This window comes from Hymenobacter terrestris (genome assembly GCF_013377905.1).
Lineage (GTDB): Bacteria > Bacteroidota > Bacteroidia > Cytophagales > Hymenobacteraceae > Hymenobacter > Hymenobacter terrestris.
The window spans coordinates 1-26,602 of the sequence record NZ_JABKAV010000044.1 but is presented as its reverse complement, the minus strand read 5'-3'; the positions used below and the strand labels follow the sequence as shown (position 1 = coordinate 26,602).

Genomic DNA, 26,602 nt, shown 5'->3' with positions numbered 1-26,602 from the left:
GGCGGGTTGGTCGCTCGCTCCCCTCCCGGCGTGCAAATTTTATTTAAAAAAACAACTTGGGGAAGAAGAGGGGGGGGGGGGGGGAAGACCCACCCGACCCTACAGCATGCTGAAAGACGTAAGCCGTAGCACTAGGATTGGTGAGAGAACATCTTGCTGAGCGGAGCCGAAGCATCTCTACCGCTTCGTTGCCAAACCAGGCTAACAGTAAGATTACCATTGCGGTCAAGGCACTTAAGCTATGCCTCCGCCACGGCTCAGCATGACGTCCGGTTTTGCCTTGTAGCCCAACACCAGCCGTCAACTGCAGACCACTAATCCTTAACTACTACTTTTGCCCTCATGGAATTCACCGTAGGTCAGATAGCCGAAGTTCTGCAGGGCACCGTGGAGGGCGATGCAGCCCAGCCCGTAAACCGGCTGGCTAAGATTGAGGAAGCCCAGGCCGGCTCGCTCTCGTTTCTGTCGAACCTGAAGTACGAGCCCCACCTCTACACTACCCAGGCCACGGTGGTGATTGTGAGTCGCAACTTAGAGCTAAAAAAGCCCGTTTTAGCCGCCCTCATCCGCGTCGACGACCCCTATACCAGCTTCACGGCCCTGCTGGAGTTCTACCAGCAGGCCAGCCGCACCGGCAAGCGCGGCGTCGAGGAGCCGGCCTATATGGCCGCCAGCGCTAGTATCGGGGCTGACCACTACCGCGGAGCCTTTTCGTACATCGGCGAAAACTGCGAGATTGGCGAAGGCGTGGTGATTTTTCCGCACGTATTCATCGGCGACCGGGTGAAAATCGGCGACGGCACCATCCTCTATGCCGGGGCTAAAATCTACGCCGAAACCGTAATTGGCCAGCGCTGCACGGTGCACGCCGGCGCCGTTGTTGGCTCCGACGGCTTCGGCTTTGCGCCCCAGCCCGACGGCTCCTACCGCACCATTCCGCAAATCGGCAATGTGGTGCTCGAAGACAACGTGAGCATCGGCGCCAACGCCACCATCGACTGCGCCACGCTGGGCTCTACCATTATCCGCGAGGGTGCCAAAATCGACAACTTGGTGCAGCTGGCCCACAACGTTGAGGTCGGCCGGCACACGGTTATTGCGTCGCAGACGGGCGTATCGGGTTCCACCAAAATCGGGGATTTCTGCGTGTTGGCGGGCCAGGTAGGCATGGCCGGCCACCTCACGCTGGCCAACCGCACTACCGTTACGGCCCAGTCGGGAGTCGGCAAATCCATCAAGCAGGAAGGCGTGCTACTCCAGGGTTCACCGGCCTTTGGCCTGCGCGACAGCCTGCGCGCTAACGCCATTTTCCGGCATCTACCCGAACTCGAGCGCCGCCTGCGCCTACTCGAACAGCAAGCCCAGCCGCCGGAAAAGCACTAACTTTGCAGCCGAAAGGAGCTAAAAGCCAAGCAAGCCAGATGGTAGAATCCGCTGGCTGCTCTGTCCTTATTTTACCGCTCTCAGCCTCTACAACCGAATTTCTTCTAGCTTCTAGCTTCCTCAGCTGCTAGCTCCTTTAAATGAACGATAAGCAACACACCATCAAGGCCCCCGTTACGGTTAGCGGGATTGGGCTGCATACGGGAGTGGTGGCCACGATGACGTTTTGTCCGGCCCCCGTCAACCACGGTTACAAGTTTCAGCGCGTCGATTTGCCCGGCCAGCCCATCGTGGATGCCGATGTGGACAACGTGGTAGATTTATCACGCGGCACGACCATTGAGCAGAACGGTGCCCGCGTGAACACCGTGGAGCACACCCTGGCCGCTTTGGTGGGCCTGCAGATTGACAACGTGCTTATTCAACTCGATGGCCCCGAGCCGCCCATCATGGATGGCTCCAGCTTCGAGTTTATCAAGCCGCTGCAGGAAGCCGGCTTTGAGGAACAGAACGCGCTGCGTAACTACTATGAGATTCCGAGCGAAATCCGCTACGTGGATAACGCCCGCTCGGTGGAAATAGCCGCCCTGCCGCTTAACGACTACCGCCTTACGGTGATGGTGGATTATAATTCGCCGGTGCTGGGCTCCCAGCACGCCTCACTCACCGACATCACCCAGTTTGCCGCCGAAATCGGCTCGTCGCGCACGTTCTGCTTTCTGCACGAGCTGGAGGCCCTCTACAAATCCAACCTCATCAAGGGCGGAGACTTGAGCAACGCCATTGTGGTGGTTGACCGCGTGGTGAGCGACGACGAGCTGAACGACTTGGCCACGATGCTGGGCAAGCCCAAGGTAGCCGTCAAGAAGGAAGGCATCCTCAACAATGTGGATTTGCGCTATAAAAACGAGCCCGCCCGCCACAAGCTGCTCGATTTGGTAGGCGACCTAGCCCTGGTGGGCCGGCCGCTGAAGGGCCAGATTCTGGCCGCCCGCCCCGGGCACGCGGCCAATGTGGCCTTCGCCAAGCGCATCAAGAAGAAGATGATGGAGGCCCACACCAGCCCCATCCCGACCTACGACCCGAGCCGCGAGCCGGTGATGGACATCAACCAGATTGCCGCCACCCTGCCCCACCGCTACCCGTTCCTGCTGATTGACAAGATCATTCACCTCGATGCCACCACGGTAACGGGCGTCAAGAATGTCACCTTCAACGAGCAGTTCTTCACCGGCCACTTCCCCGGCAACCCCGTGATGCCGGGTGTGCTCCAGATTGAGGCCATGGCCCAGACCGGCGGCATCCTGGTGCTCAATACCGTGCCCGACCCTGAAAACTACTGGACCTACTTTTTAGGCATCGAAAACTGCCGCTTCCGCCGCATGGTGAAGCCGGGCGACACCCTCATCTTCAAGTGCGAACTGACAGCACCCATTAAGCGGGGCATTGCCAAGATGAGCGGCAAGGCCTACGTAAATGGTAAAGTAGTGATGGAAGCCGAAATGTCGGCCAGTATTGTGAAGAAGAACAATTAATCTGAATTAGCAATTAGTAATTAAGGATGAAAAATTCGCTGCTTTGTGCGCTACTTGAGCCAACAGGGAAATTCTTAGTTACTAATTCTTGATTACTAATTAAAATCGAATGACCCAGCCGCTCGCCTATATTCATCCCGAGGCCATCATTGCCCAGAACGTGGTAGTGGAGCCGTTTACGACCATTGACAAGGACGTGGAAATCGGGGAAGGCACCTGGATTGGCCCTAACGTCACGATTATGGCCGGGGCCCGGATTGGCAAAAACTGCCGGATTTTTCCGGGTGCCGTTATTGCTGCCCAGCCTCAGGATTTGAAATTTGCCGGCGAGAAAACCACTGTACACATCGGCGACAACACCGTGATTCGGGAGTGCGTGACGGTGAACCGCGGCACCGTGGACCGGCTGAAAACCGTGATTGGCAGCAACTGCCTGCTGATGGCTTACGTGCACGTGGCTCACGACTGCGTAATCGGCGACAACTGCATTCTGGCCAACACCGTGCAGGTAGCTGGGCACGTCGAAATCGGCGACTATGCCATTATCGGGGGCTCATCGGCCATTCACCAGTTCGTGCGCGTCGGCCAGCACGCCATGATTTCGGGCGGCTCGCTGATTCGCAAGGATGTGCCGCCCTTCGTGAAGGCGGGACGAGAGCCGCTGAGCTACGCCGGCATCAACAGCATCGGGCTTCGCCGCCGGGGCTTTTCGGATCAAAAGATTTCCGAAATCCAGCAGCTCTACCGCTTGCTGTTCATGAGCGGCCTGAACAATGCCGCTGCCCTCGACCAGATTGAGTTGGAGCTGGCCCCTTCCCCCGAGCGCGACGAAGTAGTCAACTTCATCCGCAACTCGGGCCGCGGCGTCATTAAAGGCTACGGCCGCGGCTCCAACGGCAACGGCGAGTAGTATTTTGGGTTGAAAGCACGCCGTAGGGGCGGAGCTTGCCCCCGCACGCCGTTGAACGAGTCCGTAGGATGTACCCGGGCGCGGCCGTTCAACGGCTCCTAACGGCGGGCGAGGGCTTGTCCTGCTCTTACGTCGCGCTTACTTACCATCACCCGTCCTTCCAAAACGAATGCAGATTACGGCTACCGGACTAAGCAAGCGGTTTGCGCGGGAATGGATTTTCCGGGAGCTGACCCACACGTTTGCAGCGGGCTCAGCCACGGCCATTCTGGGGCCGAACGGGGCCGGAAAGAGTACCCTGCTCAACACGCTTTCGGGGCAGATTCTGCCCACCCACGGCACGGTGGAGTACCAAGAGAAAGGTCAGGCCGTGGCCGTGGAAGATGTGCCACAACGGCTGGCCTACGCCGCGCCCTATCTGGAACTGATTGAAGAGCTGAGCCTGACCGAGCTGATCCGGTTTCACACCCGCTTCAAGCCCCTGCGGCCGGGTATGACGAGTGACGAACTGGTGCGCCTGATGTACCTCGAAAAGTCGCGCCATAAGCTGATTCGGGACTTTTCGAGCGGCATGAAGCAACGCCTCAAGCTGGCCCTGGCCCTGTATGCCGATGCCCCGCTGCTCCTGCTCGATGAGCCGACCACCAACCTCGACCGCACCGGCGTAGCCTGGTACCGCGAGCATATAGCGGCCACGCTGCCCGGCCGCACGGTGCTCGTATCAAGCAACGTGCCCGAGGAGTACGACTTCTGCGAGCAGCAACTACTGATTACCGATTTCGGGGCCCAGGCGGCACGCTGAGCGGCTTTTTACAATTCAAACTGGTGAGCTGAACGGAACCTGACAAGGTTCCGTCGCGTATCTTTGCAGCTCAATCCGTTTCATCCTTTCCTGCCCCTCACAAGGCCATGACACAGCACGACGACTTCGACGACGACGACCTTTTTGGCGACGACGATGCCCTGGACAATTTCGCCAAAGCCGGCGGCAGCAAAAACCACGGCTCGGCCGAGGAACGCCTCGCAGCCAAATACGCCGATTACCTGATGTGGCGCGACACTGGTTCCTCCCATGATGAGGCGCTGGACCTGGCCAACATGAGCGAGGACGAGTTCGATGAGGCCGAAGCGGGTAACGACCCCGAAAGCAGTGGCAAGTTTACCTCCCTCGACGACCTGGACGACAACGACTTTTCCGACGACGAGAACGACGAGTACGGCTCCTCCGGCTCCTCCCGTAACAGCGGCCGCAACTCCGACTACGACTAGCAGCGCGCGGCTGAAACAGTAAAAAGCCTGTCATCCTGAGTTCAGTTCAGGATGACAGGCTTTTTACTGTTTCAGCCGCCCTCTACCTCCGGCCGAAAACGCGGCGAAGCAACTCAGTGGTGCGGGCCACCGGATTTTCACGAATGTTGGCTTCTTCCTGGGCCACGAGCGTGAACAGGCCATCGATGGCCTTGCCGGTGGCGTACTGGTTGAGGTCAGTCTGAACGGGCGTAACCAGCGGGATGCGGTTGTAGCGGGTCGTCAGGTCGGTGTAGTACTTGGTGGCACCCACCTGGCCGAGGCTGCGCTCCATAATGGGCTGGAAGGCAGTGGTGAGCTGGGCGGTGGTGGTGCGCTTGAGGTAGTTGGTGGCCGCGTCCTTCTCGCCCGTCAGGATACCCCACACGTCTTTAAACGTGAGGCTTTTGATGGCCGTCAGGAAGATGGGTTTGGCGCTCTGGGCGGCCTGTTCGGCCCCGCGGTTCAGCGTCAGTTCAAACTTATCTACCTGGCTACCCAGGCCCAGCGTGCGGAGTGTGGTAGCTACGCGCTGGGCATCGGGCGGGAACGGAATGCGGATAAGGCGGTTGAGGTAAAAGCCATCGGTCTTCGAGGCTTGGTCGGCACCTTTGCTAATACCCAGCGTGAGGGCCTCCTTGAGGCCGCGGGCGGCCTCGTCCTGGCTTAGGTTGCCGATGCCGGCGCCCGTACCGGTAGTAGTGGTACCGGCGCGGGTAGTGGGGGCGGGCAGGGTTTTAAAGATTTCGCCCAGCTTGGGGAAACGGAACTGAGCAGCGGCGGGCAATTGCAGGCCCAGCAGCAAGAAGGGCAGCGCGAGGAAAGAGCGGTTTTTCATGGCGTAAAGGAAGCGGTTATGCTGCGGGTTTTGCACAAACCGGACCAAACTTAAAGTCAGTTGGAAAAGCCAAAAAGCAAAACTCCGAAGCCACCCCCGGGCTTTATGCGCCGGCCGGATGCGGCTTCGTCTGCTACCTTCGCGCCGCCAGGCATTGCCTTCCGCACCTTTCCTCCTGACTACTTCCCTCTTTCCTTTCGCATGGTACCTGATATTGAGATTATGACCATTGGCGATGAACTGCTCTACGGGCAGGTTATCGATACGAATTCGGCCTTTATGGGCCAGGAACTGGGCAAACTGGGGCTGCGCGTACGCCAGATTACGAGCGTATCCGACCGGGCCGATGAAATCGTGGCCACCCTCGACCAAGCCCGGCAGCGGGCCCGCGTGGTGCTGATGACGGGCGGCCTCGGCCCTACCAAAGACGACTTAACCAAGCACGTGCTGGCCCGCTATTTCGGTACAGAATTAGTGCTTGATGAAAATGTACTGCGCCACGTAGAGGGGATTTTCGCCCGCTATAACCGGCCCATGCTGGAAGTAAACCGCCAGCAGGCCATGGTGCCGGCCAATTGCCAGGTGCTGCACAACGCCGTGGGTACGGCACCCGGCATGTGGTTCGAAGATGGCGGCGTGGTGTTCGTGAGCATGCCCGGCGTGCCTCATGAAATGAAGTACCTGATGACTCACGAGGTGCTGCCGCGCCTGCGGGCCCACTTCCAGACGCCCGCCATCGAGCACATCGTGGTGCAGACAGTGGGATTGGGCGAGTCATTTCTGGCCCAGCAGATTGAGGACTGGGAAACGGCGCTGCCACCCTATGTGAAGCTGGCCTACTTGCCTTACCTGGGAGGAGTACGCCTGCGCCTGACGGGCCAGGACGATGGCCAGCCCCACCTACTGGCCCGCATGGAGGCGCTATTACCCGAGTTGCGCCGGCTACTCGGCACCCATGTTTACGCCGAGGGCGAAATCAAGCTGGAAGAAGTAGTGGGCCAGCTTTTGATGGAGCGTGGGCTGACCGTGGGCACAGCCGAAAGCTGCACCGGCGGCCTGCTGGCCCACCGCCTCACCAGCGTACCGGGCGCCTCGCGCTACTACCAGGGCAGCCTAGTGGCGTACTCCAATGAGTTGAAAATGGCCGAGTTGGGCGTGCAGGCCGAAACGCTGGCTGCCCATGGTGCCGTGAGCGAAGCCGTGGTAGCCGAAATGGCCGAAGGCCTGCGCCGCCGCTTGGGCGTTGATGTAGCCCTGGCTACCAGTGGCATTGCCGGCCCCGATGGTGGCACGCCCGAAAAGCCCGTAGGTACCATTTGCGTAGCCTACGCCGATGCCCATCGTACCGTTACCAAGCAAATCAGCTTCGACCGCGGCCGCCAGCTCAACCTGGAGTTCACCGCCACCACCGCCCTGAACCTGTTGCGACTGAGCCTGCCGGGCGGGATACAGGAGTGATTTGGTGACTCGGTGAATGAGGGAACGTCATGCTGAGCGGAGCCGAAGTATCTCTACCGCTTCGTTGCAATGGCTTCGGTTAGTCAGAGGTAGAGATGCTTCGGCTTCGCTCAGCATGACAGGCCTTTATTTACAGATTCAGCCACCGAGTCACCCGTTCCCTCGTCTGCCGATTCTTCGCATTGCGAGTTCTGGTTACCTTTGCACCACCAAACCCCACCCCACCCACCTTTATATTACCCCGACCGCATGGCACGAATGGAAATGACGATGCCCAAGATGGGCGAATCCATCATGGAAGGCACCGTTCTCAAATGGCTCAAACAAGTAGGCGACGCCATCGAGCAGGATGAATCGGTGCTGGAAGTGGCCACCGACAAGGTTGATACCGAAGTTCCGGCCCTGCACGCAGGCATTCTGCAGGAAATTCTGGTGGAGGAAGGCCAGGTAGTGGCCGTGGGCGCGCCCATCGCCGTGATTGAAACCGATGCCGCCAACGCTGGTGCTCCGGCCCCGGCAGCTGCCCCGGCCGCCCCCGCTGCTTCCGACAACGGCGCCGCTACGGCCGCCGCCCAGGTGCCCCACGTACCCGCCGAAACGGCCCCGGCCGCTGGTGCCGCCCAGCCCCAGACCGGTCGCTTCTACTCGCCGCTGGTAATGAGCATCGCCCGCGAGGAAGGCATCAGCATGAGCGACCTGGAGTACCTGCCCGGCACCGGCAACGAGGGCCGCGTCACCAAGAAAGACATTCTCGATTACGTTTCCGGCGGCAAGCAGCCGCTCACGCCGCAGGCTGCCGCTCCGGCTGCTTCAGCCTCAGCCGCTACCCCGGCCGCCGCGCCAATTCCGGCTCCGGCCGCCGCTAAGCCCCAAGCTGCTGCTGCTGTTTCGACCAAAGCCGTGCCTTCCATCAGTGGTGGGCAGGAGCTGATTGAGATGGACCGCATGCGCAAGATGATTGCCCAGCGCATGGTGGACTCGAAGCGCATTTCGCCCCACGTAACGAGCTTCGTGGAGGCCGACGTGACCGACATCGTGAACTGGCGCAACAAGCACAAGGATGGCTACAAGAAGCGCGAAGGCGAGAACCTAACTTTCACGCCTATCTTCATCCAGGCCATTGCCCGCGCCATCCAGGACTACCCGATGATTAACGTTTCCATCGATGGCGACTACATCATCAAGAAGCGCGACATCAATATTGGCGTGGCCGTGGCCCTGCCCTCGGGCAACCTCATCGTGCCGGTTATTCATAATGCCGACCAGCTCAACCTCAACGGTCTGAGCAAGAAGCTGAACGATTTGGCCAACCGCGCCCGTAACAACAAGCTTAAGCCCGAAGACCTGGAAGGCGGCACTTACACCGTATCCAACGTCGGCTCGTTTGGCAACGTGATGGGCACGCCCATCATCATGCAGCCGCAGGTGGCCATCATGGCCGTGGGCGCTATTAAGAAGAAGCCTGCCGTTATCGAGACGCCCCAGGGCGACCTGATTGGTGTACGCCACTTCATGTTCCTGAGCCACAGCTACGACCACCGCGTGGTCGATGGCTCGCTCGGCGGCATGTTCGTGCGTCGCGTGGCCGACTACCTGGAGCAGTTCGACCCGAATACGAGCATCTAGTGCTTAGCGCCCAGACCACCGAAAAGGCCCCGCCGTGTTACCACGGCGGGGCCTTTTCGGTGGTCTAAGCTTACTTTTGCCTGCCGGTTGGTTTGGTCGTCTGTCCTAATCTGGCCTGCGGCCTCTTACTCGTTATTCTTCTTCATGAAAAAATACCTGCCCCTGGCGGCGCTGCTCGTTGCGCTCGGCCTCATCCTGTTCCTCTACCAGCGCCTGACCAACACGGAAACGGCTTTAAAGCGGGCCGAGCAGAAATTCCAGGACTGCGAGATTGTCACCTTTCAGCTCCAGAACAAGCTCAGCCAAATCAAGCGCGGCCCCATACCCGACAGTTTGCGGGAGAAGTAGAGGCTGTCATTCTGAGGAAAAAGGAATCTGGGTCAGGTCATCGAACTACATTGTTCGATGACCTGACCCAGATTCCTTTTTCCTCAGAACGGCGGGTTACTTACTGCTGGCCGCCGGTGTCGGTGCCGCTGCCGCCTTCCTTCAGGTCGTCGTTGCTGATGGCGCGGCGGCGGCGGGTGGGCCGTTGCTCGGTAGTAAGCTTGCCGATGCGGTAGCTTAGGTTGACGCGGACGCCAGCCCGGCGAAGCACGTTCACGCTGTTCTGGTCGAGTACCGGCGACTCGATGCGGTTGCGGATTTTGAACTCGGGCGTGAAGAAGTTGTCGGCGCCGATGCCGAACGAGCCGCGCTTTTCGGCGAAGTCCTTTTTCACACTCAGACTATAAATGCCGAAACCACCCTGATACCCCTGCAGTTGCACCTGCCGGCCGCGGTAGAAGGCAAAGCTCTGGAATCCCCAGCCGTTGTCGAAGGTGTAGGTGGCATTCAGGCGGCCGCTGGCTACCCAACCCGAGTTGCTAGCAGCCAGCTCGAGTCTGTCGGAGTTATTGTCGAGCACGGCATAAAACACATCGGTGCCGCCGCTGAGGGTGAACTTCTTGTTGATATTGACATTGGCGCTCAGGCTACCCCCATAGGCATTTTCGGTGCCTATGTTGTCATAACTAGTGATAATGGTGTCGCCGCTGGTTGTGCGCACAGGCTGGATGGATTCGGTGGTGTTACGGGCAAACACTGAGAAATTGAGCGAAGTCTGTTTAACAAACGTATTGTAGGCCAGTTCGTAGTTGTTGGTGTACTCGGGGCGCAACTCGGGATTACCTTCAGTAGGCAACAACGGATTGGAGGCTTGACGGTTGGGATTGAGAAATTGCAGTGACGGCCGCTGAATCCGGCGGTTGTAGGCCGCTTTCACCAGGTTGCCGTTGGCCAGCTTGCGCGAAAGGTTGAGGCTGGGCACCAGTACACTGTACGACGGAATGGAAGCTGCCCGATCTTTTTCAAAGTCGGCGTTGATGGTCGTGTACTCGTAGCGGACGCCGGGTTTGAAGGTGTAGTTCTTGAGCAGCGTAGCTGTGTAGGCCACATAGGCAGCGGCCACGTTCTGGTCGTAGGTGAAGATGTTCGAAAGGCCCCGACCTGGCAGGGGCACGCCGTTTTCCAGCGTAGCATAGTCGCTGTTAACGCGTCGGATGATGTCCTTGGCGCCGAATTCGAGAATCTGGTTTTCCTTGATGGGCGTTACATAATCAACCTGCAGCGTATACTCCTCGTTGTAGCTATCGTTGATGTTGCGTATAAAGTTACCTGCTCCATTCCCCTCACGGATGGCGTTAGTGAAGTTGTTGGTGCGCACGTTCCGGCTGTACTGGCCCAGCACGCTAAACTCCTGGCGCGGCTTCTCGAAGGTGCGCGTGTAGCTGAGCGTAGCATCCAGTGTAATCGAGTTATCGAGCACCTTCACATCGCGCAGGTCACTGACTACCGAATCGCCCTTAGCAGTGAAGAATGTTCTGACCGAGCGCAAATCGTCCTGGTAGTTGGTGCCGTCGCGCTGACCGATTTGCACCGAGGCGGCCACAAAGTTGAGCTTGTTGATTTCGTAGTCCCAGCCCAGCGAATAGCGCCCGAACACGTTGTTCTGGCGCGTATCGGCCTGCTGCACCGAGTGGCTAAAAGCAGTACGGTTGGCGGGGTCGTTGTTGGCTGGCAGCTGATATATGAGCTGCTCGTTCTCGAAGCGGCCTGGCGTGTTGTACTGGCCACGACCCCCAGCATTAAACGAGAAGCCCATTTTGCCGGTGCGGTAGGCCGCGCTCAGGCCTAGGTTGCTGCTGCGCGAGCCGGCACTGATGCGGGTGTCGAGCGTGAAGCCGCGCAGGTTATTTTGCTTGGTGACGATGTTGATGATGCCGCCCGAGCCTTCGGCGTCGTACTTGGCCGAGGGCGAGGTAATCACCTCCACACTCTTAATCTGATCGGCCGGAATCTGCTTGAGCGCGTCGGCAATACTGTTGGCCGAGATGGTGGACGGGCGGTTGTTGATGAGCACCCGTATGTTGCTGGAACCACGCAGGCTTACGTTGCCATCCAAGTCGACGCTGAGCAGGGGCACGCGGCGCAGCACGTCGGTGGCGTCGCCGCCGCGGGTGGTTTCGTCTTTTTCGGCGTTGTACACCGTGCGGTCTACCTTCTCCTCAATCAGGGCGCGCTGGCCTTCTACCACCACTTCCTTCAGGGCCTGGGCCGTGCTTTCGATGGAGAGGCTGCCCACGTTGACCGCATTGCCAGCATCGGTGATGACGACACCGGGCTTCTCGAAGTTCTTGTAGCCGATGAAGCTGACTTGCACCGTGTAGGTGCCCGCCCGCAGCCGCGGGATGCTGAACTTACCATTATCATCGGCCGAGGTGCCATCGACGGCTTTGCCGGTGGCGGGGCTCAGGAGCACCACCGTGGCGTAGGGCACGGGCTGCTTGGTAGCGGCATCGATAACGGTGCCGGTAACGCGGCCGGTACCGGCCTCTGCCTGTACCTGGCCAGCGGGGCGGCCCGAGCCGGCCGGGGCCTGAGCCAATGCTGTGGCTGCCGAACCACTCAGGGCCAACAGCAATAAGGTTTTTTTCATTTCTGAGCTAAAAAGGCCGCCGCAAAAACCAACGAACCGGGATATAGACACGCCACTATGCACCAAGTGGCACGGCCAGCCAAGATTATTTTCGGACAGACCCAAAGCGCACGTGTGGCCCAGCTTCACCCCACAGCCTCTATTGCCTCGCGCCTAATAATAGGAGCATAAAGGCATAGTGGCGGGCCGTGTCGCGCAGGCTCTGGAAGCGGCCAGAGGCCCCGCCGTGGCCGGCGCTCAGGTCGGTGTGCAGCAGCAACAGGTTGCGGTCGGTTTTGTTGGCCCGGAGCTTAGCTACCCACTTCGCGGGCTCGAAATACTGCACCTGCGAGTCGTGCAGACCAGTGGTGACGAGCAGGTTGGGGTAGGCCTGGGCGCGCACATTGTCGTAGGGCGAGTACGAAAGCATGTAGTCGTAGAACTGCTGCTGATTGGGGTTGCCCCACTCGTCATACTCGCCGGTGGTCAGCGGAATACTCTCGTCGAGCATGGTCGTTACCACGTCCACGAAGGGCACGGCCGCTACTACCCCTTTATACAGTTCGGGGTGCAGGTTAAGCACGGCCCCCATCAGCAAGCCGCCGGCCGAGCCGCCCATGGCAAACAGGGTGTCGGCCGAGGTATACTTTTCGGCAATCAGAAACTGGGAGCAGTCGGTAAAATCGGTGAACGTGTTCATCTTGCGCAGCTTCTTGCCCCCCTCGTACCACTGCCGCCCCAGCTCCTGCCCGCCCCGAATGTGGCAGATGACGTATGCAAAGCCCCTATCGAGTAAGCTCAGCCGGCTGGCGCTAAATGTGGCGTCCATCGAAAGGCCGTACGAGCCGTAGGCGTACTGCAACAGCGGCGCTTTTCCGTTGCGCTCGAAACCCTTGCGGTACACAATCGACAGCGGAATCAGCGTGCCATCGGCGGCCGGGGCGTACTGCCGCTCCGTCACGTAGTCATCCTTGCGGAAGCTGCCCAACACGGTCTGCTCCTTCAGCAGCGTTTTGGCGCGCGTGTCCATGTCGTAGTCGAAAGTGGACGTGGGTGTGGTGAGCGAGGAGTAGCCGTAGCGCAGCACGGGCGTATCGAACTCGGGGTTGATGCTGATGGCGGCCGTGTAGGTGGGCTCGCCAAAGGCCAGGTAGTGCTCCTGCCCGTCGGCCCAGCGAATAACGCGCAGCCGCAGCAGCCCCTCCTGCCGCTCGCCCAGCACCAGGTACTCCCGGAACAGCTCCATGTTTTCCAGAAAAACCTCCTCGCGGTGCGCTACCACCACCTGCCAATTCGCCTTGGCCGTAGCGGTAGCAGGCGTTTTCAGCAGCTGAAAATTAGGCGCGGCATCGTTGGAAAGCACGTAGAAATCGGGGCCGAAGTGCTCCACTTCGTACAAATGGTCATCCTCGCGGGCCAGAAACACCTGCAGCCCGGCCTGCGGTGCATCGGACCTCAGGTACCGCACTTCCGCCGACATGGTGCTACCGATGCTCAGAAACACGTACTCGCGCGATTTGGAGCGGTGCACGTGCAGGTAAAAGGCCGTGTCGATTTCCTCGTACACCAGCTCGTCGAGGGCCGGGTCGGTGCCCAGTCTGTGGCGCCAAAGCTGATAGTCAAGCAGCGTATCGGGGTCTTTGCGAGTATAGAAAACCGTCTGGTTATCGGTGGCCCACACGGCACTGCCGCTGGTGTTAGCAATGGCTTCCGGGTAAAGCTGCCCGGTTTCGAGGTTGCGGAAGCGCAGCGTGTACAGACGGCGGCTCACGGTATCTTCTGAGTAAGCCAGCGTGCGGTTGTCGTCGCTTACTTCCAGGCCCCCGATATGATAGTACTCGTGGTTTTGGCTGAGCGCGTTGCCATCGAGCAATACTTCCTCGGTGGCCTCCAGGCTGCCCGGCTTGCGGCAGTAAACTGGGTACTCGCCGCCCTCCACGAAGCGCACGTAATAGTAGTAGCCATTGTCGCGGAAGGGCACCGACTCGTCCTGCTCGCGGATGCGGCCTTTCATCTCCTGAAACAGCCGCTCCTCGAGGCCTTTAGCCGGAGCCATCTGCTGGTCGAAATAGGCATTTTCGGCTTTCAGGTAATCGAGGACTTCCGGGCTTTCGCGCTCATTGAGCCAGTAATAGTTATCGGTGCGGGTACCGAAGGGCGAGACGAGGGCGTGGGCTTTGATAGCCGCAATGGGTGGTTTAGACATAAAGAAGGCAGGAGTTTGGGCGCAAATGGTGGGTAGCGCGAAATGCAGCAGAAGACCGGCAGGTAGCAGTAACGACGAATGCTTCGTTGCGGAGCAGACAAGAAGAAGAATACCGCCACTCGGCGGCCAGCCAAAGTACCGCTAAACCAGGGATTCGGTGAGTTTGCGGGCAGAGTGGCCATTTAACTTATGCAGGGCCTGCCTGGTTTGTTTAATGAGGTAGGTACCTGAAATCCAGTGTCAACCCGTCGTCATCCCCTCAACTCATGCTCGAAAAGTATCCGCAAGACTGGCTTACTTGGTACGACACGACGGAGCGTAAATGGCATTCGCTACGGGCCGCCAAGCTGACGAGCAACTTAGTTACCGTGGCCTTCGTGGGGGGTATAATTATCAGTCTGCTAAGTTACTACGGCCTGCTAAACTATCCGGTGAGGCGGTTTTACGCCGTAGAGCTGGCTTTTAGCGTGTTGCTGATAAGCGAAATAACCAGCCTCATCTTCACGCTCTCGCACTCGGTGGCCGATTCGGTGGGCAAGCAGTTCGAAGTGGTTTCGCTGATTCTGTTGCGCGAGTCGTTCAAGGAGCTGGGCCATCTGCCGGTGGAACTGGCCTGGGACACGGCCATCCTGCTCGAATTGCTGCCCATTCTCACCGATGCGCTGGGGGCAGTGGCCATCTTCCTCATCATTGGCCTCTTCTACCGCATCCAGCAGCACACCCGCATTACGAGCTCGGTTGAGGAGCAACAGGATTTTGTGCGCCTCAAAAAGCTAGTTGCCTCGCTGCTGCTGTTCGCTTTTCTGGCCACCGGCCTCTACTCGCTGGCCGATTTCGTTTACTCCGGCCAGTACCACAACCTGCTGGGTCGCTTCTACACGATTTTGATTTTCACCGACATCCTGATTCTGATTATATCCCTGCGCTACAGCACCCTGTACTTACACTTGTTCCGCTACTCCTCGTTCGCCCTGGCAACGGTCATCATCCGCCTCTCGCTAACGGCCCCCAAGTACTATAATGTGCTGCTGAGCGTGTCGGCGGGCCTGTTCGTGCTGCTGGTGGCCTACGGCTACAACCGACTGAACCGCCCCGCCACCAGCCTTCTAAAATCTTAAAACCAGCCGCCATCATTCTTTAACGCAGCCAGCTGCTGCCCCAGTACCTTCACCGGGACAATCTGCTGGTCAACGTAGGCGTTTTGGCCTTTATATAGTCGAGCACGGCCAGTCTTTTGCGCTCATTAAGCTGGTAGTAATATCGGTGCGGATACCAAATGACGAGACGAGCGGGTGGGCCTTCACTTCAGCGTCAGGTGGGTGACGGTGCCCAGCAACTGCATGACAGTTCCGTGGCTTCGGCGTGGCGCGGCACATTCTGCACAGCCTCCTGCAGAATACGGTACGGCAACGTGGGCCAGCCGCCGGCCCCGTTGCACATAACGGATTGCCCCCACGGGAGTGCCGTTGGTCCGATTCCAGGCCAGCATCATTAGCCAATTTACCCGGCTGGTGTCAGGGCGTAAGTTGGTCAATTGCCAGAGCATACTATCGGCGCGGGCGCTGGGCCCGCCCACGCCTGACCAGCCAAGCACAGGCAACGTGCAAGGGCGAGGAGGAATCTTTTAACCACATCCAATTATGGTACTGTCGCGAAAATATCCTTCACCTTCGCCCAACACCCCAAAATCCCAGTTAAACACGAACGGCCGGTTGCTGAAGGAGCAACTGGCCGTTCGTGTTTAACTGCTCAGTCTACAAACCTGCCAGCTGCTGCTCCAGTGCGGCAATCTGGGCTTCGGCATCGGCCAGCTTCTGCCGCTCGCGCTCCACCAATTCGGGCTTGGCGTTGGCCACGAACTTCTCGTTGCTCAGCTTTTTTCCCACCGAGTCGCGGAAGCCCTGGGCGTATTCCAGCTCTTTGGTGAGGCGCTCCTTTTCAACCCCAAGGTCAATCTGGCCTTCGAGGGGCACAAAGAACTCGGCCCCGCCGGCCACGAAACCCACGGACGCCGCCGGAGCAGCTTCCACCACCGAAATATCGGTGAGGGCGGCTAGCTTGCGAATGATGCCAGCGTAATCAGTGAGCAGGGTTTGTAGCCCAGCGTCGGCGGTTTTGGCGGCCAGCGTGAGGGGCTTGTTGGGACCGAGGCCCTTCTGGTTGCGGATGGTGCGCACACCGCCCAAAATTTCCAGCGCCTGGGCCATGCGCGCTAGCAGCGCGGGCGCGTCGGCCACGGCCTGGGGCTTAGGCCAAGCGGCTACGCAGGCGTACTCTTTCGGGCCGCGCTCCTTCAATTCGTGCCAGATTTCCTCCGTGATGAAGGGCATAAATGGGTGCAGCAGGCGCAGCAGCGTTTCGAGGTAGGCGCTGGTGTGGCGCAGCGTTTCGGGGTCGATGGGGGCCTGGTAGGCGGGCTTTATCATCTCCAGATACACCGAGCAGTAATCGTCCCAAACCAGCTTGTACACCGTCATCAGCGCATCCGAAATCCGGAACTTGGCGAAGTGCTCGTCCATCTCAGCAATGGCGGCCTGCAAACGGGCCCCGAACCACTCCACGGCCTTGTCGTTCACGAAAGGCAACTCGGCATCCACTTCCCAGCCCTTACTTAGGCGGAAGGCGTTCCAGAGCTTGTTGGTGAAGTTGCGGCCCTGCTCCACCAGCTTCTCATCATAGAGCAAATCGTTGCCGGCCGGGGCCGAGAACAGCATGCCAGTGCGCACGCCATCGGCTCCGAACTGGGCAATCAGGTCGAGCGGATCGGGCGAGTTGCCGAGCTGCTTGCTCATCTTACGGCCCTGGGTGTCACGCACAATGCCCGTCAGGTACACGTTTTTAAACGGCACTTCCTTGCGGAACTCCAGGCCGGCCATAATCATGCGGGCCACCCAGAAAAACAGGATGTCGGGGCCGGTTACGAGGTCGTTGGTCGGGTAGAAATAGTTGACATCGGCGTTGTCGGGGTCGGCAAACCCATCGAACACCGAAATCGGCCACAGCCACGACGAAAACCAGGTATCGAGTACGTCCTCATCCTGGCGCAAATCGGCTACCGTTAGCGCTTCGTTGCCGGTCTGGCGGCGGGCCTGGGCCAGCGCCTCGTCGGGCGTGAGAGCCACCACGTAGGTGCCGTCGGGCAGGTAGTAGGCCGGAATCTGCTGGCCCCACCACAGCTGGCGCGAAATGCACCAGTCGCGTACGTTCTCCATCCATACCCGGTAGGTGTTCTTAAACTTGGCCGGATGCAGCTGCACCGTATCATTCTCCACTACCTCCAGTGCCGGCTTGGCCAGGTGCTCCATTTTCATGAACCACTGCATGCTCAGCCGCGGCTCGATTACGGCCTTGGTGCGCTCCGAGGTCTGCACGATGCTGGCGTACTCCTCCACCTTCACCAGGTGGCCGGCTTCCTCCAAGTCCTTCACGATGTTGCGGCGGGCCGCAAACCGCTCCTGCCCCACATATAGCACGGCTTTTTCGTTGAGCGTGCCGTCGTTATTGAGGATGTCGATGACGGGCAGATTATGCTTCACCCCCAGCTCGTAGTCGTTCAAATCGTGAGCCGGCGTCACCTTCAGCGCCCCCGTTCCAAAGTCGATGCTCACGTACTCGTCCAGAATTACCGGAATTTCGCGGCCCAGCAGCGGAATCTTCACTTTCGCGCCGTGTAGGTGGGTGTAGCGTAGGTCGTTGGGATTGACGGCCACGGCTACGTCCGCCATAATAGTTTCTGGCCGGGAGGTAGCCACGGTCAGGAACTGTCCCTCCTGCCCTACCACCTCATATTGCAGATAGTACATCTTGGCCATTACGTCCTTCGGAAGCACTTCTTCATCCGACAAAGCGGTCTGGCCCAGTGGGTCCCAGTTTACCATGCGTACGCCGCGGTAAATGAGACCCTTCTGGTGCAGGTCCACGAACACGCGCAGCACGGCGTCGGTCAGGGCCGGCTCCATCGTGAAGCGGGTCCGGTCCCAGTCGCAGGAGGCGCCCAGCTGCTTGAGTTGCTCGAGAATGATGCCGCCGTACTTTTCTTTCCAGGCGAAGGCGTGCTCCAGAAATTGCTCGCGGGTAAGGTCCTTTTTCTCAATGCCCTGCTCCTTGAGCAAGGCTACTACTTTAGCCTCGGTAGCAATGGAGGCGTGGTCGGTGCCGGGCACCCAGCAGGCCTCGAAGCCCTGCATGCGGGCGCGGCGCACCAGCACATCCTGAATGGTATTGTTGAGCATATGGCCCATATGAAGCACGCCCGTTACGTTGGGCGGCGGAATCACGACCGAGTAGGGCTGCTTGCGGGGGTTGGCTTTGGCTTTGAAAAAGCCCTGCTCCTGCCAGCGCTGGTACCATTTGGCTTCAACGTCGGCGGGCGTGTAGGTTTTGGCGATGGTCATCGGTCGGAGTAAAAACAGGAGCGGATACGGGCGCAAAAGTAGCTATTTCGGGCCGGGGCCGGAAGTCAGGCCGCCGCACGACGTTATTTATAACTCTCAGCACTGTTGCATCGGTATTCATTGTTTATTTTTGGTGCTTGACTAGCACATTTTAGTGTGGCGCTTACGATCAGAACTCGCTTTGCACCGTGCTACTGTCCTTCTTTTGTATCCGCCACCCGCCTATGGCCTTCTTTTCGCTCCGCAGATCTTCGGCTTCCCAGTCTGCCTTGCTGACAGCCAGCGCCGCGCCGGCTGCTATTGCACCCGTTGATGCGGCCCCCACGTTTGCCGGTTCGTTGCGCGTGGGCCTGGGCCAGCTGCTGGTTGAAGGCGGGGAACCCGAGCGCAACCTGGTCCGGGCCGAGCAGATGGTGGCCGATGCCGCCGCCCAGGGTTGCGAACTGGTGCTGCTGCCCGAAACCCTCGATTTCGCCTGGACGCACCCCAGCGCCCTCACGGAGGCCCAGCCCATCCCCGGCCTGTATTCCGACCGCCTCTGCCAGGCAGCCCGCCAGCACGGCCTTTATGTGTGCGCCGGCCTCACCGAGCGCGCCCCCGACGGCCGCAACTACAACGCCGCCCTACTTATCAATCCGGCCGGCGACATCATCTGCAAATACCATAAAATCAACCTGCTTCAAGTAGAACTCCCCTTCTACGCCGTGGGCCAGACGCTGAATGTGGTGGATACGCCGCTGGGCAAAATCGGCGTCAACATCTGCGCCGACAACTTCCTCGACGGCCTGGCCATCGGCCACACGCTGGCCCGCATGGGCGCCGAGTTCATCCTCTCACCTTCGTCTTGGACGGTGGACTACTCCATTACGGAGGAGCACGACCCCTACGACGAGAAGTGGATCAAACCTTATTCTATTCTGGCTCAGTTGTATAACGTGAGCGTGGTAGGCACCACATCGGTGGGCTACATCGTGGGCGGACCCTACGAGGGCAAGAAGAGTATCGGCTGCTCGCTGGCCGTTGATGCGGGCGGCATCCGGGCTCAGGGTGTGTTCAACGAGTTTGCCGGCCAGCTCGTGGTGGCCGATTTGCCCCGGCCGGTGCGCGCCGAGCAGGGCACTCAAATCGGGCAGATGCTGGCCCGGAAGGGCTTCCGGTTTGATGAGCTGCCTGCTTCCGGCCATTAAACGCCCGGCCTCACACCTGTTTCTCGTTTCAACTCTCCTTAGCGCTTCCGAATGGCCGACCCTTACCAGCAATGCAGCCGTTGCATTATGGATACTACCGTACCCGGCATCAACTTCGATGCGCGGGGCGAGTGTAATTTCTGCAAGCTGCACGACAAAATGGACCACGCCTGCCCGCTGGGCGAGGCCGGCGAACGGCACGTAAAGCTGCTAACGGCCGATATAAAGCGCCACGGCCGGGGCAAACGTTACGACTGCGTGCTGGGCGTTAGCGGGGGCCGCGACTCGTCGTTTACACTCTGGTACTGCGTAATAAAGCTGGGGCTGCGCCCGCTGGCCGTGCATTTCAACGACGGTTTCGGCAATCCTATAGCCGGTGAAAACATGGCCAAGGCCTGCCGCAAGCTGGGCGTAGAAATGCGCACCATCACCTCCGACTGGCGCGAATCTAAGGACCTCAAAATTGCCTTTCTGAAGGCCTCAGTGCCCGATATGGAGGAAGGCACCGACGTGGGTATTGCCACGGCCCTGTACGGCGTAGCTGCTAAGGAAGGTATTCAGCGCATCATTATTGGCCAGTCGTTCCGGACCGAGGGCATTGCACCGCTAAGCTGGAACTACCTCGACGGCAAGTACCTGAAGGCCGTGCACAAGCAGTTCGGCACGGTACCGCTACGCCCCTGGAAACCCGCCGACCCGGGCTTCCACCTCGATGTAAAGGAGATGTTCTACTACGCCTTCATCCGCCGCATCAAAACCGTCACGTTGCTCTATCACGTTGATTATGTGCGAGCCGATGTGGATGAGCTGCTGCAAAAGGAGCTTGATTGGGTGAACCCCGGTGCGCACTACTTCGACGACCTTTACCAGAGCGTCATCTACTACCTCAACCGCACCAAGTTCAACATCGACCGGCGACTGTTCAACTACTCGGCGCTGGTGCGCTCGGGCCAGATGAGCCGCCCGAATGCGTTGGAGAAGGTGCGCCACGTCAACAGTATCGAGGATGAGAAGGTAATCAACCTCTGCATTAAGCGCCTAGGTCTGAGCCGCGAGGAGTTCGAGCAAATTGTGGCTACGCCGCCTACCACCTTTCGCTCCTACCCCAACAACTACGCCCTTATCCGTCGCCTGCGCTGGCCTATCAAGCTGCTCAGCCAGTTCCGCCTCATCCCCGAATCAGCCCACGATAAGTACTTTAATTGCGGCACCTAAGCCGCGCAGGTGAGGCTGAAATACCCGGTAGACAGCTAGGCTCATTCGTTTCTTTCAGCGTCATAGAACCAACCGAAGCGCAAAGCCCCTGACACCAATACGGATGTCAGGGGCTTTGCGCTTCGGTTGATGCTGTGCTGAGCACGCAGTCTTTTTAGGCCACCTGATGCAGCCACTGCTGCTTGGCAGTCAGTTTCTCCCTCGATTCGCGGTAGTCAGGGTCGTCTACGCAGCAGTCAACGGGACATACGGCGGCGCACTGGGGCTCCTCGTGGAAGCCTACGCACTCGGTGCACTTATCCGACACGATGTAGTAGTACTCGTCGGACACGGGGGTTTGGGGCGCTACGCCCGACACAGTCTGGCCGCCGTCGAGCTGCACGTCCTTCAACGTGGTGCCGTCGGCCCAGCGCCAGGCGGCGCCGCCCTCGTAAATAGCGGTATTAGGGCATTCCGGTTCGCAGGCACCACAGTTGATGCACTCGTCGGTTATCATGATGGCCATAGCCTCGGGAATCGTTAGGAAGAGAAAATCGGGTAGGTAAGGTACGTAAGCGGCCGAAGACAGGATACGCAAAGGCAAAAGTAGGGATTACCCGTACACCCCTTGATATATGCTATGTAATTTCGGGCCGCCGATATTGTTTTTCGCACTTGCCGGCCGTTTTTCTTTCTCTCCTGCTCTTTCATCTCTGCCTTTCCATGACGCACGCCGACCGCCTTGCCGCTTTTGTGGCCCTGGGCCAGCGCCTCGCCGCTTTACTTTCCCCGGCCCAGGCCGAAGAGCTAACCGAACTTTTTATCCGGGCCCGCAACAATAATCCCTGGTTTGACGCGCCCAACGTGCGCGCTGCCCTCGAAGGCATAGCCGATATGCTGCGCGAGGAGCCCCTGCGCCACTGGGCCGCCCGCTACCCCCCCGAGCCCGACCCAACTCCTCGGCTGGTAGGCGTGGTAATGGCCGGCAACATCCCGTTGGTGGGCTTCCACGACGCGCTGTGCGTGCTGCTCAGCGGCCACCGCCTGCTGGCCAAGCTCAGCTCCGACGATACGCTGCTCATGCGCTGGGTGCTAAATGAGCTCACCACCATCGAGCCCCGCTTCGCTGACGCCGTGCAGCTCGCTGAGCGCCTTAATGCCGCCGATGCCTTCATTGCCACCGGCTCCGACAACACGGCCCGCTACTTTGAGTACTATTTTGGCAAGAAGCCCCACATTATCCGGCGTAACCGCACCAGCCTAGCCGTGCTCACGGGCCGCGAAACGCCCCACGAGCTGGGTCTGCTGGGCGAAGACATTTTCCGCTACTACGGCTTAGGATGCCGCAACGTGAGCAAGGTATACGCGCCCACCGGCTACAGTTTCCCACTGCTGCTCGATGCCCTGCAGCCCTGGCAGCACGTGCTGCACCACAACCGCTACCAGAACAACTACGACTATAACAAGAGCATCCTGCTCGTCAATGCCGTGCCTCACCTCGACTCGGGCTTCCTGCTGCTCACCGAAAGCGCCCGGCTCGTGTCGCCCATTTCGGTGCTGCATTACAGCACCTACACCACCGAAGTAGATCTGGTCGACCAGCTCACCGATGCAGCCCCTCAAACCCAGTGCCTCGTATCGGGCGGCGGGCAGTATCCGGGCTCCTTTGCCTTCGGGCAGGCCCAGCATCCCGCCCTTGCCGACTACGCCGACGGCGTAGACACTATGGCTTTTCTGGCAGACCTGACCTGAGAGCTCAAGTCGTTAAATCGACATTAAAATTTACATTTTAATTGTATTTTAATAAGTCTGGAGGTAGATTAGGCTCACCTTAAACCAATCTCTGCACCATGCTTACGCTAGCCCAAGTTCCCCAAACCGTTGCCAAAGAGTCTTTGCGTGAGTACCGTTTCGCAGCCCAGGACGTGCTGACTACTGCTGCCGCCCGGCAAAGCCGACGCTACTATGCCGAGCGGGCCACCACGTTGGGCAATGCCCACCACGGCAAGGTTAATATCTACTTCCGCACCGCCGATGGGGCCGTTAAGCGAGTGCAAACCACCATATGGGCCGCTGATGCGGACTACCTCACGCTCAAAGCCGGTAATTTCCTACCCCTGCGCTGCGTGCTGGGTTTCGATTTTTGCTAAACATATTCAGTTCTATTAATAAACTGACGGCCCAACACAAAGCCCACCCAAACAATATCCGTTGGGTGGGCTTTGCGTTGGGCCGTTATCTAATTGTACAATACCTGGACGTATCGCCTAGGCTGTAAACCGTCCTGCTTACAGGCGGTCCAGGGTTTTCTGGATCAGGTCGCCTACAATCTGGTCGGAGTTGGTGGCAAACTCGCCGGTGGCGCGGTTGGCCACGATGGCGTTGAGCGAGAGCACCTCGTGGCCCAACATGCGGCCCAGCGAGTAATAGCCAGCCGTTTCCATCTCGAAATTGGTGAGCCGGAATTCGCCCTCGGCGCTATGGTAGCGGTAGTTCTGGTAGGCCTCAATGAGGTGGGGCATGCGCAGATCGAGGCGCAGCACCCGGCCCTGAGGACCGTAGAAACCGGGGCAAGTAAGCGTATTTCCCATAATCATGTCGTGGCCGATTTGCTCGCGTAGCAGGTCGGAGCCGCGCACGCAGTACGGGCGGTAGGGCAGCTGCAGAGCCTGCTGGATGCCTTGAGCCACTTCTATTTCCAGACCGGTTTCTACCAGCGGGTAGAATTGCATAAGCGAATCGAGGCCCACAGCGTGCTCGGAGGCCAGCAACGAGCCCACCGGCACATCGGCCTGCAGCGAGCCGCTGGTGCCCACCCGCACAATGCGCAGGCTGATGTGCTCGGCCTGGGGCCGTACCTCGCGGGTCACGAAATCGATGTTAACCAGCGCATCGAGCTCATTCATCAGAATATCAATGTTATCGGTACCCATGCCGGTACTGATAACGGCCATCCGCTTGCCCTTGTAGTACCCTACATGGGTCACGAATTCGCGCTTATGAATCTTGGTTTCGATGGAATCGAAATGCTCACTCACGCTCGGCACCCGCTCAGGGTCACCAACGGTAATAATGGTATCGGAAATATGATCGGGTAGTAGGTTGAGGTGATAAACGCTACCGTCTTTATTGAGGATGAATTCTGAATCGGCGATGGGCATGAGGGAGAGGGGAATTTTTGGGTTGAAAAGTTTATAAGTAATAGTCAAGAGGCTATGGAGAATGTCATGCTGAGCGAAGCCGAAGCATCTCTACCGCAATGGTAATCTTATGGGTCGCGACGAGGCGGTAGAGATGCTTCGGCTTCGCTCAGGATGACGTTCTCCCTGAATTTCTCAACTCCTTTTATAAGAGACAAGGCCCTGTTCGGGGCTGTAGTGGTTGCTGAGTTTGGGGTAGGTACCGGTACCATCGTAGGGGCGCTTGGCGGGGTGGGTTTGGCAGGTGGGCGAGCAGGCGCCGGCCATCTGTTCGGCACAGGCCTCGCAGAGCGGCACGTGGGCGTTGCATTCCGGATTGGCGCAATTCACCATGCGGTCGGAAGGCGTGTGGCAGTGCTGGCACTGGCTGACGATGCTAGGGTTCACCGTGTTCACGTCAACGGCCACGCGGCCATCGAACACATAGCACTTGCCCTCGAAATCTTCGCCGCCGGCCTCCAAACCGTACTTGATGATGCCGCCGTGGAGCTGATACACGTTGTCGAAGCCCTGATCGAGCAGGAAGGCGCTGGCCTTCTCACACTTAATACCGCCGGTGCAGTAGGTCAGGATTTTCTTGTCCTTGTACTGCGCCAGTTCGGCTACTTTCTCCGGAAACTCGCGGAAGTTTTCGATGTCGAGCGTCACGGCATTTTTGAAGCGACCGAGGCGGTGTTCGTAGTCGGAGCGCACATCGAGCACCACCACATCGGGCTGGTCCTTGAGGTCACGGAACTGCTCGGGCGAGAGATGGATGCCAGTGCGCTCGTAGGGCCGAATGGCGGGCAGGCCCACATGTACGATTTCGGGCTTAACGCGCACGTGCAGCTTCCGAAACGTATGCTCCGGGGCTTCTTCCACTTTAAATTCGAGGGACACAAAACGCGGGTCGGCCTTCACCAGCCGCATGTACTCCGCACAATCTTCCCGGCGGCCCGACACGGTACCGTTGAGGCCTTCGGGGGCCACAATGATGCGGCCCAGCAGGTTCAACTGCAGGCACAGCCGGTGGTGCTCCTCCCGGAACTGCTCGGGATTCTCCAGCGGCGTGTAGCAGTAATAAAGTAGAACGAGGTACTCCATTTTCCTGCTTAAACTTTCTGGGCCGGATTACCGAACACCGTCTGGCCCGCGGCCACATCGGCTACCACGACCGAGCCGGCCCCCACGCGAGCTTTAGCCCCGATTTTAACGCCGGCTACAATTACCGCACCGGCTCCGATGAAAGCCTGCTCGCCCACCGTTACACCGGCGTTGAGAATGGCCCCAGCCCCCAACTGGGCGTAGTCGCCTACTTCGGCTTTTACATCGACTACGGCGTTGGCTCCCAGAATGCAGCCGTCGCCGAGGCGGGCGGTGCCGGTTACCACGGCGTTGGCGCCCACGAGGTTGCCGTGGCCCAGCCAGGCATGAGCCGATACACTGGCCCGCGCATGAATGGCGTTGACGGGCGCCACGCTATACTCCTCGCGCAACATGTTGGTAAGGCTGCGGCGGCTGGCGGTATCTTCGGTTGCCACAAATACCTCGCACTTCTTACCCAGGAGTTTAAGCAACTCCTTATCATCGGTGTTGCCCATTACGGGTACATCATTGAGCTCGGTTTCCTGCAGAGCGGCATCGTCGTCGAGCAAACAGTACACCACTACATCGTTGCTCTGGAAGGCATCGAGGGCAGCAGTACCGACGGCCTGGGCTCCCAGAATGATTACGGGGTTTTCCATATCTATTAAAAAACGGCCGCAAGGCGGCCGATGATGAGTTAAGAACGAAACAGCAAAGATACAGGATGAGATGTCACTTGCCAGGCGGGGCGTTGTTCTTCGCTACGCTCTGAATGACGCCCCGCCTGGCAAGTGACGGCTAGCATCTTATTTCAGCCAACGGCGTACGTAGTCGTTTTGCAGTAGCAGCAGCAGCAAAAACGGCAGAAATGTGGTGCGGTAGCGGCTGAGCGTGCCTAGGTTGGGCGTGGTGAGGCCCAGCAGGGCGGCCAGCAGCAGGCAGTAGAGCAGCAGGGCCGCTACAAGCGCAAAGGGCAACCGGCCGGCGTGGCCCCGCACTACGGCCACTATAACCATGCCCAGCAGCACCAGCAGCAGCAGGTTTTCGAGGCCGGCGGCCACATAGCGCACCGAGTCGCCCTCCCAAGGCCAGGGGCGCGCCAGCGTGTTGAAAGCCGCCAGCGGCGCATGGCGCACTACGCTTTCGGTAGTAGGCTGCAGATCGGGGTAGCGCAAGTGGGGCCGGTCGGCGGAAGCACGCAGCAGGGCCGTGTAGTTGCGCTGGAGCTGGGAGGTGAACTTGTTTGGCCGGAACAACGTGCTCACCTCCCCTGCCGCCCAGCCCCCGCCGGCCAGCAGCCCCAGCAGTAGCGCCAACTGCACCAGCCGGTTCCGGGCCAGTCCCAGCTGCTGCAACACCCGAA

General features: G+C 59.3%; 21 protein-coding genes and 1 pseudogene. 13 read left to right on the top strand and 9 right to left on the bottom strand.

Annotated features, from left to right (window positions below):
* The first annotated feature begins 342 nt into the window (after window positions 1-342).
* The 5 genes from lpxD (at window position 343) to HW556_RS13320 (ending at window position 5,097) form a co-directional block, all read left to right on the top strand.
* Window positions 343-1,383 carry a UDP-3-O-(3-hydroxymyristoyl)glucosamine N-acyltransferase gene (lpxD, locus tag HW556_RS13340; RefSeq protein ID WP_176900590.1) on the top strand — a complete coding sequence of 347 codons (1,041 nt, stop codon included), beginning with the start codon at window positions 343-345 and terminating at the stop codon, window positions 1,381-1,383.
* A 140-nt stretch (window positions 1,384-1,523) separates the two neighbouring features.
* The gene (locus tag HW556_RS13335; RefSeq protein ID WP_176900589.1) at window positions 1,524-2,918 is read left to right on the top strand and encodes a bifunctional UDP-3-O-[3-hydroxymyristoyl] N-acetylglucosamine deacetylase/3-hydroxyacyl-ACP dehydratase; all 1,395 of its coding nucleotides are present in this window, start codon (window positions 1,524-1,526) and stop codon (window positions 2,916-2,918) included.
* Between the two features lie 109 nt (window positions 2,919-3,027).
* The gene (gene lpxA / locus HW556_RS13330; protein WP_176900588.1) at window positions 3,028-3,828 is read left to right on the top strand and encodes an acyl-ACP--UDP-N-acetylglucosamine O-acyltransferase; all 801 of its coding nucleotides are present in this window, start codon (window positions 3,028-3,030) and stop codon (window positions 3,826-3,828) included.
* A 169-nt stretch (window positions 3,829-3,997) separates the two neighbouring features.
* Window positions 3,998-4,630 (top strand): ABC transporter ATP-binding protein, encoded by a 633-nt coding sequence (locus HW556_RS13325; protein WP_176900587.1) that lies wholly within the window; start codon window positions 3,998-4,000, stop codon window positions 4,628-4,630.
* A gap of 107 nt (window positions 4,631-4,737) precedes the next feature.
* Window positions 4,738-5,097 (top strand): hypothetical protein, encoded by a 360-nt coding sequence (locus HW556_RS13320; protein ID WP_176900586.1) that lies wholly within the window; start codon window positions 4,738-4,740, stop codon window positions 5,095-5,097.
* A gap of 82 nt (window positions 5,098-5,179) precedes the next feature.
* Here the strand turns inward: HW556_RS13320 and HW556_RS13315 are convergent, their stop codons facing one another.
* Window positions 5,180-5,953, bottom strand: a complete 774-nt coding sequence (locus HW556_RS13315) for a DUF4197 domain-containing protein (protein WP_176900585.1) — start codon at window positions 5,951-5,953, stop codon at window positions 5,180-5,182.
* A gap of 105 nt (window positions 5,954-6,058) precedes the next feature.
* Here HW556_RS13315 and HW556_RS13310 point away from each other — a divergent pair, with 105 nt between their 5' ends.
* From HW556_RS13310 to HW556_RS13300, 3 genes are all read left to right on the top strand, one after another.
* A complete protein-coding gene (locus tag HW556_RS13310) occupies window positions 6,059-7,411 on the top strand; it encodes a competence/damage-inducible protein A (RefSeq protein WP_317170524.1) in 1,353 nt (450 codons plus the stop codon).
* A 249-nt stretch (window positions 7,412-7,660) separates the two neighbouring features.
* A complete protein-coding gene (locus HW556_RS13305) occupies window positions 7,661-9,037 on the top strand; it encodes a dihydrolipoamide acetyltransferase family protein (protein WP_176900584.1) in 1,377 nt (458 codons plus the stop codon).
* 144 nt (window positions 9,038-9,181) lie between these two features.
* Complete coding sequence (locus HW556_RS13300; protein ID WP_176900583.1) at window positions 9,182-9,385, top strand: hypothetical protein; 204 nt, start codon at window positions 9,182-9,184, stop codon at window positions 9,383-9,385.
* Between the two features lie 100 nt (window positions 9,386-9,485).
* Here HW556_RS13300 and HW556_RS13295 read toward each other — a convergent pair whose 3' ends face one another.
* Together HW556_RS13295 and HW556_RS13290 are read right to left on the bottom strand one after the other, a co-directional pair.
* On the bottom strand, window positions 9,486-12,014 hold the full coding sequence (locus HW556_RS13295) for a TonB-dependent receptor domain-containing protein (protein WP_176900582.1): 2,529 nt from the start codon (window positions 12,012-12,014) through the stop codon (window positions 9,486-9,488).
* A gap of 139 nt (window positions 12,015-12,153) precedes the next feature.
* Window positions 12,154-14,199 carry a S9 family peptidase gene (locus HW556_RS13290; protein ID WP_176900581.1) on the bottom strand — a complete coding sequence of 682 codons (2,046 nt, stop codon included), beginning with the start codon at window positions 14,197-14,199 and terminating at the stop codon, window positions 12,154-12,156.
* A 266-nt stretch (window positions 14,200-14,465) separates the two neighbouring features.
* Here HW556_RS13290 and HW556_RS13285 point away from each other — a divergent pair, with 266 nt between their 5' ends.
* A complete protein-coding gene (locus HW556_RS13285) occupies window positions 14,466-15,317 on the top strand; it encodes a hypothetical protein (RefSeq protein WP_176900580.1) in 852 nt (283 codons plus the stop codon).
* Window positions 15,318-15,953: 636 nt separating this feature from the next.
* Here HW556_RS13285 and HW556_RS13280 read toward each other — a convergent pair.
* Window positions 15,954-18,593: a valine--tRNA ligase gene (locus HW556_RS13280; RefSeq protein ID WP_176900579.1), complete on the bottom strand. Its 2,640-nt coding sequence runs from the start codon at window positions 18,591-18,593 to the stop codon at window positions 15,954-15,956.
* A 269-nt stretch (window positions 18,594-18,862) separates the two neighbouring features.
* On the opposite strand from HW556_RS13280, the gene HW556_RS13275 reads away from it, so the two are divergent.
* Window positions 18,863-19,780 (top strand): carbon-nitrogen hydrolase family protein, encoded by a 918-nt coding sequence (locus HW556_RS13275; protein WP_176900578.1) that lies wholly within the window; start codon window positions 18,863-18,865, stop codon window positions 19,778-19,780.
* Between the two features lie 51 nt (window positions 19,781-19,831).
* Window positions 19,832-20,995 (top strand): N-acetyl sugar amidotransferase, encoded by a 1,164-nt coding sequence (locus tag HW556_RS13270; protein WP_262890002.1) that lies wholly within the window; start codon window positions 19,832-19,834, stop codon window positions 20,993-20,995.
* 154 nt (window positions 20,996-21,149) lie between these two features.
* On the opposite strand, the gene HW556_RS13265 is transcribed toward HW556_RS13270, so the two are convergent.
* Window positions 21,150-21,500 carry a 4Fe-4S binding protein gene (locus HW556_RS13265; RefSeq protein WP_176900591.1) on the bottom strand — a complete coding sequence of 117 codons (351 nt, stop codon included), beginning with the start codon at window positions 21,498-21,500 and terminating at the stop codon, window positions 21,150-21,152.
* 197 nt (window positions 21,501-21,697) lie between these two features.
* Here HW556_RS13265 and HW556_RS13260 point away from each other — a divergent pair, with 197 nt between their 5' ends.
* Window positions 21,698-22,726: an acyl-CoA reductase gene (locus tag HW556_RS13260; protein WP_176900576.1), complete on the top strand. Its 1,029-nt coding sequence runs from the start codon at window positions 21,698-21,700 to the stop codon at window positions 22,724-22,726.
* Window positions 22,727-22,824: 98 nt separating this feature from the next.
* Window positions 22,825-23,124, top strand: a complete 300-nt coding sequence (locus HW556_RS13255; RefSeq protein ID WP_176900575.1) for a hypothetical protein — start codon at window positions 22,825-22,827, stop codon at window positions 23,122-23,124.
* Between the two features lie 138 nt (window positions 23,125-23,262).
* Here HW556_RS13255 and HW556_RS13250 read toward each other — a convergent pair whose 3' ends face one another.
* From HW556_RS13250 to HW556_RS13235, 4 genes and pseudogenes are all read right to left on the bottom strand, one after another.
* A complete protein-coding gene (locus HW556_RS13250; RefSeq protein WP_176900574.1) occupies window positions 23,263-24,135 on the bottom strand; it encodes a nucleoside phosphorylase in 873 nt (290 codons plus the stop codon).
* Between the two features lie 174 nt (window positions 24,136-24,309).
* On the bottom strand, window positions 24,310-25,257 hold the full coding sequence (gene trhO, locus HW556_RS13245) for an oxygen-dependent tRNA uridine(34) hydroxylase TrhO (RefSeq protein WP_176900573.1): 948 nt from the start codon (window positions 25,255-25,257) through the stop codon (window positions 24,310-24,312).
* A gap of 8 nt (window positions 25,258-25,265) precedes the next feature.
* Entirely contained in the window at window positions 25,266-25,898 is a 633-nt protein-coding gene (locus HW556_RS13240; RefSeq protein WP_176900572.1) for a NeuD/PglB/VioB family sugar acetyltransferase, read from the bottom strand.
* Window positions 25,899-26,045: 147 nt separating this feature from the next.
* Window positions 26,046-26,602, bottom strand: a pseudogene (locus tag HW556_RS13235) (hypothetical protein); the annotation flags it as partial.

Coding starts and splice junctions, on each gene's coding strand:
- HW556_RS13300 (WP_176900583.1), top strand. CDS start 9,182: ATGAAAAAATACCTGCCCCTGGCGGCGCTGCTCGTTGCGCTCGGCCTC.
- lpxD (WP_176900590.1), top strand. CDS start 343: ATGGAATTCACCGTAGGTCAGATAGCCGAAGTTCTGCAGGGCACCGTG.
- HW556_RS13325 (WP_176900587.1), top strand. CDS start 3,998: ATGCAGATTACGGCTACCGGACTAAGCAAGCGGTTTGCGCGGGAATGG.
- HW556_RS13255 (WP_176900575.1), top strand. CDS start 22,825: ATGCTTACGCTAGCCCAAGTTCCCCAAACCGTTGCCAAAGAGTCTTTG.
- HW556_RS13285 (WP_176900580.1), top strand. CDS start 14,466: ATGCTCGAAAAGTATCCGCAAGACTGGCTTACTTGGTACGACACGACG.
- HW556_RS13265 (WP_176900591.1), bottom strand. CDS start 21,500: ATGGCCATCATGATAACCGACGAGTGCATCAACTGTGGTGCCTGCGAA.
- trhO (WP_176900573.1), bottom strand. CDS start 25,257: ATGGAGTACCTCGTTCTACTTTATTACTGCTACACGCCGCTGGAGAAT.
- HW556_RS13290 (WP_176900581.1), bottom strand. CDS start 14,199: ATGTCTAAACCACCCATTGCGGCTATCAAAGCCCACGCCCTCGTCTCG.
- HW556_RS13310 (WP_317170524.1), top strand. CDS start 6,059: ATGCGCCGGCCGGATGCGGCTTCGTCTGCTACCTTCGCGCCGCCAGGC.
- HW556_RS13250 (WP_176900574.1), bottom strand. CDS start 24,135: ATGCCCATCGCCGATTCAGAATTCATCCTCAATAAAGACGGTAGCGTT.
- lpxA (WP_176900588.1), top strand. CDS start 3,028: ATGACCCAGCCGCTCGCCTATATTCATCCCGAGGCCATCATTGCCCAG.
- HW556_RS13315 (WP_176900585.1), bottom strand. CDS start 5,953: ATGAAAAACCGCTCTTTCCTCGCGCTGCCCTTCTTGCTGCTGGGCCTG.
- HW556_RS13240 (WP_176900572.1), bottom strand. CDS start 25,898: ATGGAAAACCCCGTAATCATTCTGGGAGCCCAGGCCGTCGGTACTGCT.
- HW556_RS13295 (WP_176900582.1), bottom strand. CDS start 12,014: ATGAAAAAAACCTTATTGCTGTTGGCCCTGAGTGGTTCGGCAGCCACA.
- HW556_RS13335 (WP_176900589.1), top strand. CDS start 1,524: ATGAACGATAAGCAACACACCATCAAGGCCCCCGTTACGGTTAGCGGG.
- HW556_RS13280 (WP_176900579.1), bottom strand. CDS start 18,593: ATGACCATCGCCAAAACCTACACGCCCGCCGACGTTGAAGCCAAATGG.
- HW556_RS13270 (WP_262890002.1), top strand. CDS start 19,832: ATGGCCGACCCTTACCAGCAATGCAGCCGTTGCATTATGGATACTACC.
- HW556_RS13305 (WP_176900584.1), top strand. CDS start 7,661: ATGGCACGAATGGAAATGACGATGCCCAAGATGGGCGAATCCATCATG.
- HW556_RS13320 (WP_176900586.1), top strand. CDS start 4,738: ATGACACAGCACGACGACTTCGACGACGACGACCTTTTTGGCGACGAC.
- HW556_RS13260 (WP_176900576.1), top strand. CDS start 21,698: ATGACGCACGCCGACCGCCTTGCCGCTTTTGTGGCCCTGGGCCAGCGC.